The sequence below is a fragment of the Devosia sp. genome (assembly GCF_039927955.1).
Taxonomy (GTDB): domain Bacteria; phylum Pseudomonadota; class Alphaproteobacteria; order Rhizobiales; family Devosiaceae; genus Devosia.
On sequence record NZ_JBDSUA010000017.1, the window covers coordinates 1 to 9,142 of the forward strand.

Below are 9,142 nucleotides of genomic sequence, written 5' to 3' on the forward strand. Positions count from 1 at the left end.
GCACGAGCCCGGAAGGCAGCGCTGGCAAATCTGCGGACAATGGTCATTGCCGTCAGGGCTCGCCGCCGCCGCGACCCGGATGGGTGTCGGTCTGGACGGCGCGCTTTGCGCCTTTGGGCGCTGGCCGTTAATCTGTTTTTCTGGGTGCTGGCCTATACTGGGCGCAACTGAGCCGGGGCCCGGTATGAATTTTTGGCATCGTATCGCGTCCGCAATGCTGCTGCTGCTCGCGCTTTCAGCATTGGCAGCCGGCGGTGGCCTGGCGCCGTTCGATCGTTGGTTGACCGATCTTCGCTTCGGCAGCTCCTCCCTCAAGGCCTCGGGTCAGGTGGCGCTGGTTGAAATCGACAGCAAGAGCATTGCCGAAATCGGGGTCTGGCCGTGGTCACGGCAGTTGCATGCCGATGTGCTCGACACCCTCCTGGACCTGGGCGCCAATCAAGTGGTCTTTGACGTCGATTTCAGCAGTGCCAGTACGCCGGAAGGCGATGCAGCCTTCACCGAAGCGTTGCGCCGGGCCGGCGGTTTTGCGTTTTTGGCCGCCTTCGTTCAAGCCACCCCGGCAGGGATTACCCTGTCGCTGCCGGCAGCGCGCTTTCTGGCGCATGCCGAACCGGTTCTGGTCAACGTGCTGTTGAACAGCCAGGGGCTGAGCGACAGCTTTCTGGCCGGGTTTGACACCGGCAATCGCCTCGTGCCGGCGCTGCCGATCGCGCTTTCGGGGCGTCCGGCGCCAGAGCAGAACACCGTGTTCATCGACTTTGGCATCGATCCGCAGACCATCGACAGGATCTCCTTCGTTGACGTCTTGCAGCACCGCGTCGATCCGGCGCGCATCAAGGGCAAGGATATCATCATTGGTGCCAGCGCCATCGAACTGCACGATTTCTTCCAGGTGCCGCATTACGGGGTGATCTCCGGGCAATTGTTGCAGGCGCTGGGCATGGAAACCCTGCAGCAGGGTCGGGTGATCACCCATTTCGGCTCTTGGCCTGGTCTGGCTTTGGCGGCCCTGATCGCCATCCTGCTGGCGTTTCGGCGTCGCGCCATGGGGCTGGGACTGCTGGCGGCAGCGATGATTGTCGCCATCCTCGGCTACGAAGCGGCGGCGACCCTGGTCTATCTCCAGCGCGCGCTGCTGCTGGACACCGCACTGTTTGATCTGGCTATGCCGGCGCTGTTCCTGCTCGAACTGGGCAATGAACTCAGCGTGCAAATTCGTCAGCGGCGCGAGGCCCAGCACCGCCTGGCCTACCTGGCGCACCACGATACGATCACCGGCGCGTTATCGCGTATCGGCCTGCTCGACCAACTGTCCGGCATCGGTCCGGCTGGCACGATCATCCTGGTCCGGCTTATCCGGCTGGACAGCGTTCGGGCAACTCTTGGGCAGGACATTGCCGACGCGACCCTGCGTCTGGCCGCGACGAATCTGCAGCCAGTATCGGCAGCGCTGTTGGCCTATGTGCGCGAAGACACCTTCGCGCTGGCATTTGTCGGCCCCCGGGACGAGCAGGCACTGACGGCGCTTTGCAATGACGCCGAAGCAGCCATTGCTACGATACGGGAGGTGGACGGCCATGCGGTCCATGTCGCCGTCACCCTCTCGACTGCGACGGGCCCCAACTCCGACAATCTCCTGCTGCACCAGGCAGAGACCGCGCTCATTCACAACGGCACCGCCGCGCAGCGCACCAGTTTTGATATCGAGCAGTCCCGGGCCATCGAATTCCGGCGCCGGCTGGACATTGATCTGCGGGCGGCCATTGCCGCCAACGCCTTGCATCTGGTGTTTCAGCCCCAGGTCGCCCTCTCGGACGGCCGGCTGGTGGGTGCCGAAGCCTTGGTGCGCTGGAACCATCCCACTTTGGGGAAGGTTTCTCCGGCAATCTTCATTCCGCTTGCCGAGGAAACCGGGGCGATTGTTGATCTAGGTCGCTGGGTGCTGCAGGAGGCCTGCAGGCAGCAGGCGGCATGGGCCTGGAGTGGCCGGCTTGCTGTCAACGTCTCGCCCGTGCAGTTTGAGCGCAGCGACGTGATCGACGATGTAACCAGCGCTCTGCAATTGGCGGCGCTTCCGGCCAATCGGCTCGATATCGAGATCACCGAAGGCGCGCTGATGCAGGATACAGAGCGCGCCCGACGAATCGTTGACGCCCTGAGCCAGCGCGGGGTTGGGGTGGCGCTCGACGATTTTGGTACTGGCTATTCGTCGCTGAACGCGCTGACAACGCTGGCCTTCGACAAGATCAAGATCGACCAGAGCTTCATCCAGCGACTGGGCCTGAGTGCGGCCGACGACGCCTTGCTGCGCTCGATTGTCGAGTTGTGCCAGCGCCAGCACAAACAGTCGGTCACCGAGGGGGTAGAGACTGCCGAGCAGGCAGCCCAGCTCAAGGCCTGGGGCTGCGATATCGCGCAGGGCTACTATTTCAGCAAGCCGCTCAGCGCGGTGGATTTTGAAGCCTTTATCCGCTCAAACCACTGACGGCTCAGTCCTCGCCGTCGTCATCGCCGGAATGGCCATGGCTCGAATTGCCATTTCCATGGCCAGAATTGCCATTGCCATGGCCCGAATTGCCGCTTCCGGAATTGCCCGAATTGCCGTTTCCGGAGCTGTCATTCCCGCCGCCGGAATTTCCGTTGCCATTGCTGCCGGAATTGCCGTTTCCGCCACCAGAATTACCTGTGCTGGAACTACCATCGCCGCTCCCATTGCTCGGATTGCTGCTCCCGGAGCTACCATTTCCATTTCCATTTCCATTTCCATTGCCGTTATTGCCGGAATTGGAATTCTCGCTCTTGGTTTCGGAATTTCCATTTCCGGGGGTGACGGCGACGGTTGTCGCTGATCCGCTGGCCTTGTCGCGCTGGATGGCAATTTCGTCCTGTGCCAGCACGATGCCTTCCATGGTGGCAATCGGCGGGATGCGACCGACGCCGCTGATATCGAGGACCTCGGTTGTCGATACCGCAGCGTCCTGCCCCTGAACGACATTGGCGACCACATCGTGGACCGTATCCTGGACCTGGACGATCCCGCGTTCAACTTCCACCCGGGAGCCTTGATCGTTGCTGGTGACGATGAATTTGGTGCCCTTGACGATGGCCGCCAGGTACGGCGTCTGCACCGAAAAATGCTGCACATTGAGATGCTCGGCCTCGATGGCGACCGTCCCATAGGCCTGCAAGACCGTGGTCATCCGTTCTCCGGCCCGGTCGTAAATCCGGATCTCGCTTGCCCCGGTCAACTCGATGCTTTCCTTGTCGCGGGTAAACACCACATGGCTGCCGTCCAACGACCTGATCTGGCGATGGTCGTCCACCACGCTACCGCGCTCGAGTTGTCGCCAGGTCCCATTGTCGAATGCAGAAACTGCGCCGCGCAGACGCGCTACCACCCAATCGTCCGCATGCGCTGCTTCCATCGAAAACGCTGAAACGCTCAGCATCAAAAGAACGGAACGACAAAAAACGGAATGCATGAATGACCTCGATTTTGCTTGCCCAAAATTTACGCAAAATGCTTGGCCGAGCCGTTAATTTCGGTACCGGATAATTTACACCTGCGGAAAGGGTTAACAATTGAGATCAAGGATCGCCCCCGTTTGCCCCGCATTGGCTATCGAGACCAGGGGCCGGCGCGAACCCCGCCGACCACAGTTCCCACGCCGCCCGGCCGGCTTCCGAATTGTCAACGATAACCCAAGGCCAGTGGTTTCCACTGAATCGCCCCTCCAGGTCAGCCGTTGATGCCGTTCGGGGTGTGCTGACCGCCAATGACGCCTGGCCGAAACCGGCGGCCGATGGCTAAAGGCGATTGTGGGATCAGCGGCCCGTCACACGTGGATTCGTCTATCGACGAACCGAAAGTACGGATTACCGGCCAATGGAAAGCAGAGCTCACGAAATCAATTGGCAGTTGTTCCAATTTGTATAAATATTTCACGGGGTGGGGGTTGTGCAACATGGCGCTGCGCTTGCGACGACTCGACCGTGACTTTGGGCAAGCACGAGCATTGGGGGATCATGATGCTGCGCCTTCTGGGATCTCCGCATGTGGAGGGCTCAACACCGGGGGACAGGCCGCTCCCGTTGAAGGCGTATCTGCTTGTTGCGGTTCTCCAGTTGGACTACGCAGGCATTGGTTCGCGCGACGCATTATCGACGTTTCTGTGGCCAAACGTTCCCGCCGCCAATGCGCAGGCAAACCTGCGTCAGCTCATCGCGCAAGTCCGCCGGTGGCAGACGAGTTCAACTGTGCAGATCCTGACGATCGAGCGGCGCTTCATTCGGATCGCCGACGGCTGCGCCAGCGATGTGCTGGCCTTGCTGTCAGCCAAAGCGCCAACCAGGCCCAATGAAGTATCCCAATTGTGCGCGCTCCATCGGGGTGACCTGCTGGCCGGCACCGAGATGTGGCTCGACTCGGACCTGGCACAGTGGCTTTCCATGACCCGCGCCCGCATCAATCGCCATTTTGCCACGAACGTGATCGCCGCAGGAGCATCGCTTGCCGCGCCGGAACTGGAGCTTGCATTTGCCAGGGCCCTCGAGTTCTTGCCCTATGAGGAGAGCCTCGTCAGGGCGCGCATGAACAATCTCGCGGCGCTGGGTCAGTTCGCTGCAGCGCATGCCGTGTTTATGGATCATTCAAATCGGCTTCGGCTGGATCTGAACGCAACTCCAGAATTGCTGACCCAGGCACTGGCGGCACGTTTGGGTACCGGACAAAACAGCGGCCATGGCCTATCCCCTTCCACGGTTGAGCCAATGCAGCCGGCTACAGAAATTGCCGTCCGCCCCGTCCCGCGCGTCATCATTTTGCCGCCCGCCCCGCTGGGAAACACGGCTCCCGCCGATGTCGAGCTGGCCATATCGCTGACCTCGGACATCTCGCTGTCGCTGTGTCGAATGCGCACGCTGTCCATGCTGGCCCCATACACGGCGCGAAAGCTGGCCGGCTCTGACCCGGCGTCGACGATCTCGCTTCTCGATCTGGACTACATCGTCACCACCTCCATATTGCCCGGCAGCCGCCATCCGCGATTGGCCTTTACCCTGGTGCGCACGCGCTCAAGCGAAATTCTTGTGGCCGACGAAGTACCCCTCGATCCGGGCACGCTGTTGCGAAGCCAGGCCTCTATCGCGGCGGCAATAGCCGCCAACCTGACCGGCAAAATTGGCGCCGCGGAACTGCAGTCATTTCGCTCAACCGGCGTGAAGTCGGCCTATATCCATTACCTGCTGGGAACCGAGCTTCTGCAGAACAATGACTTGGCCCGGCTCCGCGGGGCGCGCCGGCATATGGCGCAGGCCCTGAAGCTGTCCCCGGAATATGTGCCCGCCCTCAGCGCTCTGGCGCGGACAATGTCGATCGAATGGCTGATGCTTGGTCGGCCCGATCGTACCTTGCTGATCAAGGCCAAGTCGCTGGCAACACGCGCCGTTCAGATCGACCCGCTCGAAGCCAGCGGACACCGCGAGCTGGGTCACGCCAGCATGTATCTGGGCGATCTCGATGCCAGCGCCGAGTACTTCGACATTGCTCATGAGCGTGCGCCAAATTACGCCGATATCCTGGCCGACCAGGCAGACATTCTGGTCCACAGCTCCAGGATGCGTGAAGCCAAGCGCTGCATCGACAATGCCATCAGCCTCAACCCGCTTGCGCCCGACGAATATTACTGGATCAGCGGCTCAGCCGAGTTTTTTCTCGGCAACTACCGAGCCGCGCTGACCACCCTGCAAAAAATGCAGGATCAAACCATGGTCGACCGGCTGATATCGGCATCGGCAGCCATGATTGGAAATCTGGATCTGGCGGCCTCGCATCGCGAACGCTGGCTCAGCAAATATCCTGACTTCCGGCTAAGCGATGTCGCTGAATTTGTGCCACACCGGTCAAGTTCCGATGTCGAACACTACGTGCATGCATTGGTAACGGCAGGATTCTCCTAGTCAAAATCCCCTAGGATGGCCTCTCGCCAGAACCCTCTGGAAAGACAGAACTGTCATCTGCTCCTAGGCTTCCCTCATACTTGGGGGGAACCACCATGCAGAGCCATCGCATCCAGCCGTCCGACAAAGCGGGCTACATTCAGGTCACCGATATCAAAACCGGTCTGTTCGAAACCGTGTTCATGGGCGAGCTCGCCACCCGCTTGCAGAGCGCCAATATGGTCGAGGCGCAAAGCGAACCGCCAGCCCAGAAGTGGGTTGCCCTGATCGCAGCCTAGCACCGTGTTCGCTGATCCCGCAGAGTCCGGGGTCTATAGCGACCGCTCCTGCTCGCCTCTGGAAACCATCCGGAGGCTACAGCCGCATCTCAAGCAAATCGGCATCACCCGGCTCGCCAGGCAAACTTCGCTGGACGTGCTGGGGATACCGGTTTTTGCCAGTTTCCGCCCCAACGCGCACACGCTCTCAACCAATCAGGGCAAGGGCCTCTCCGAAAATGCCGCCAAGGCCTCGGCTCTGATGGAGGCAGTGGAATTCAGCTTCGCCGAGCAACCCACCACCGCGATCACTTATGCTACGACGCAGGACTTGCGCGGCCGTGGCCTGCAGGTTTTTGAACCACTGCGCAGCATGCCGGTCGGGGAGTCCATTCCCGATGATCGGACCATGGCCTGGCTGCAAGGCGCCAGCGTTCTGACGGGGCAACCGATCCTCGTGCCGTTTGATGCCGCGACCTTTACCGGCAAGGCGCCAACGCTCCCGGGCATTTGCCAGAACACCAATGGCCTGGCGTCGGGCAATACCAGCGACGAAGCGGTGTTTCACGCGCTGTGTGAACTGGTCGAACGCGATGCCGGCGCGCTCTGGGCACTCTCGTCCGAAGCTGCAAAATTACGCTCCTGCATCGATCCCGCCGCTTTCGGTGACGGCCATATTGACCGCATGGCAAGCTCGATTGCCGCTGCTGATCTGGTGCTCAAGATATTCGATCAGACCACGGACCTCGCGGTCCCGACCTTTTTGGCTGTGATCGGCCCGCAATCCCTCGCCTACGAGGCCCGCTTCAGCATCTGCTCCGGCTCCGGCTCGCATCCCGTTGCGCGGCGCGCGGCCATTCGCGCCATAACTGAGGCGGCACAGTCGCGCATTACCACCATTGCCTCGGCGCGCGATGATCTGGCCCCCGACGATTTCAATACGCTGGCCAATAGCACCTTCCAGAATCTTCTGGATGCAAAGCCCGCCCACCGGCCCGGTACGGGGCTACCGCTCGGTACGCCCTTGGCGGAATTGCTGTCGCATCTGATCGCGTTGCTCGCCGCCGCCGAAATCGGCGACATCACTGTTGTTTCCCTCGGTGGCGAGGCCATCGGGGTCAGCGTCTGCAAGGTTCTGGCGCCGGGTCTTGAGGATTGGGCAGTCAATCTGAACTGGCGGCCAGGGCCACGTGCTTTGCGGCAGATGCTTTCGGACCTTTGAATGAAACTCCTGTTTGCTGGTCCAAGCATCTTCGGCGCCCGGCTCAATCTGGGCGATGTGCTGTTGCGGCCTCCGGCAGTGCATGGCGACATCTCGCTTGCAATTGCTCGCGGCGCCAAGGCGATCGGCCTGGTGGACGGCTCCTTCGGGTGGGTGGCATCCGTCTGGCACAAGGAAATTTTGTTCGCGCTGCAGGGCGGAGTGAATATCTATGGCGGCGCATCCATGGGGGCCCTGCGCGCCGCCGAATGCGCCCACTTCGGCATGGTGCCCGTTGGCAAAATTGCCCACTGGTATCTCGATGGTACCCTGGACGATGATGGCGACGTCGCTGTTGTCCAATGCCCGCCGGAACTCGATTTTCAGCCCCTGACCGAGGCCGTCGTCGACACCCTCGCAACCGTATCGGAGTTGGACAGGCTGGGGCTAATTTCGCCCAACGAGTGCATCGCACTGCAAACAGCCACACGTCTGGTCCACTTTCGCGACCGCACCGTTGCAACGCTCATCGAACAGGCGCTGCCCGCCACGAGGCACGATGCCGTGGCAGCGGCCTACCACCAGCATCGCGTCGGCCTGAAGACCGCTGACGCCCTGGAAGTGCTCGAAGCTGTCAAGGCCAGCCGAAATTCACGTAGAACTCCAACCCAATGGCAGTTCGCCCAGTCATCCTTCTGGGAGCAGGCGCTTGACGATCTCGTTCTAAGAAATCGCTGATTCACGATTGAGTCACGCTCGATCATCTTTGCTGATCAAACGCCCCGTTGTCCACGGAATCAGCACATGCCTCGATATATCCCAGCCGAACTCAAGGGTAAGGAAGCCCACAACCTTCCGGAAAATCTTAAACGGTTGACGCACCGCGAGCGCGAAGTATTCGCCCTGATCTTGGAGGCCCAAACGGCCAAGGAGACCAGCCGCGCCCTGAACATAACCGTGCGTACCGCCGGGCAGCACCGCGAGCGGGTCATCGAAAAACTCGCCGCGCGCAGTGCCACGGATGTGCTCCGCATCGTCCGCGAGGCCGAACACATGGGGCTGGTGGCGCAATCCGACCTTGAACCACGCCCATGAAGGGAGCCGCCATTGCCCGTCCCGCCATTTCCGACGCGGGCGTTCACCCAGGCGCAGCAATCCGCTAGAACTGGGTCGAACCAACCCGGACCTCGACCATGCCTGTACCCGATCTGGAAATCCGGCCACTCCTGCCCAGCGACTCCATCAGTGAGTTGACCGCCCTGCTCCACCGCGCTTATGCCAGCCTGGCGCAAATGGGCCTGCATTATCGTGCCACCGATCAGGACGGCGACGTTACCCGCAACCGTATCGCCCAGGGTCAATGTCTGGTCGCCCTTGATGGTGGGGCGCTGCGCGGCACCATTCTGTTCCGCGACACCACCCAGACCAGGGGCTGCCACTGGTATGACCAACCAGACGTCGCCTGCTTCGGCCAGTTTGCTGTTGAACCAGATCTGCAAGGCAAAGGCCTGGGTACCGCGCTGATCGCTCACGCCGAGGCCAGGGCCTTCGCCTGTGGTGCTCGTGAAATTGCGCTGGATACCGCAGAGCCCGCAACGCACCTCGTCAGCTGGTACAATCGTCTGGGCTACCGTTTCATCGAGCACGCCCAGTGGTCCCACACCAATTATCGCAGCGTGATCCTGAGCAAGGCGCTGGCCGCTCAAAGCAGCTAAGGCAGATA

General features: G+C 61.2%; 8 protein-coding genes. 7 read left to right on the top strand and 1 reads right to left on the bottom strand.

Annotated features, from left to right (window positions below):
• Positions 1–184 precede the first annotated feature (184 nt).
• Positions 185–2,488 carry an EAL domain-containing protein gene (locus ABIT12_RS05555; protein WP_348063305.1) on the top strand — a complete coding sequence of 768 codons (2,304 nt, stop codon included), beginning with the start codon at positions 185–187 and terminating at the stop codon, positions 2,486–2,488.
• 4 nt (positions 2,489–2,492) lie between these two features.
• On the opposite strand, the gene ABIT12_RS05560 is transcribed toward ABIT12_RS05555, so the two are convergent.
• On the bottom strand, positions 2,493–3,452 hold the full coding sequence (locus ABIT12_RS05560) for a FecR family protein (protein WP_348044166.1): 960 nt from the start codon (positions 3,450–3,452) through the stop codon (positions 2,493–2,495).
• 544 nt (positions 3,453–3,996) lie between these two features.
• On the opposite strand from ABIT12_RS05560, the gene ABIT12_RS05565 reads away from it, so the two are divergent.
• From ABIT12_RS05565 to ABIT12_RS05590, 6 genes are all read left to right on the top strand, one after another.
• On the top strand, positions 3,997–5,961 hold the full coding sequence (locus tag ABIT12_RS05565) for a hypothetical protein (protein ID WP_348044168.1): 1,965 nt from the start codon (positions 3,997–3,999) through the stop codon (positions 5,959–5,961).
• A 95-nt stretch (positions 5,962–6,056) separates the two neighbouring features.
• Entirely contained in the window at positions 6,057–6,239 is a 183-nt protein-coding gene (locus tag ABIT12_RS05570) for a hypothetical protein (protein ID WP_348044170.1), read from the top strand.
• A gap of 4 nt (positions 6,240–6,243) precedes the next feature.
• Entirely contained in the window at positions 6,244–7,440 is a 1,197-nt protein-coding gene (locus tag ABIT12_RS05575) for a YcaO-like family protein (RefSeq protein ID WP_348044172.1), read from the top strand.
• Positions 7,441–8,157 carry a TfuA-like protein gene (locus ABIT12_RS05580; protein ID WP_348044174.1) on the top strand — a complete coding sequence of 239 codons (717 nt, stop codon included), beginning with the start codon at positions 7,441–7,443 and terminating at the stop codon, positions 8,155–8,157.
• A gap of 66 nt (positions 8,158–8,223) precedes the next feature.
• Positions 8,224–8,514, top strand: coding sequence for a helix-turn-helix transcriptional regulator (locus tag ABIT12_RS05585; RefSeq protein ID WP_348044176.1), 291 nt, complete (start codon positions 8,224–8,226; stop codon positions 8,512–8,514).
• Positions 8,515–8,612: 98 nt separating this feature from the next.
• On the top strand, positions 8,613–9,134 hold the full coding sequence (locus ABIT12_RS05590) for a GNAT family N-acetyltransferase (RefSeq protein WP_348044178.1): 522 nt from the start codon (positions 8,613–8,615) through the stop codon (positions 9,132–9,134).
• Positions 9,135–9,142: the final 8 nt, after the last annotated feature.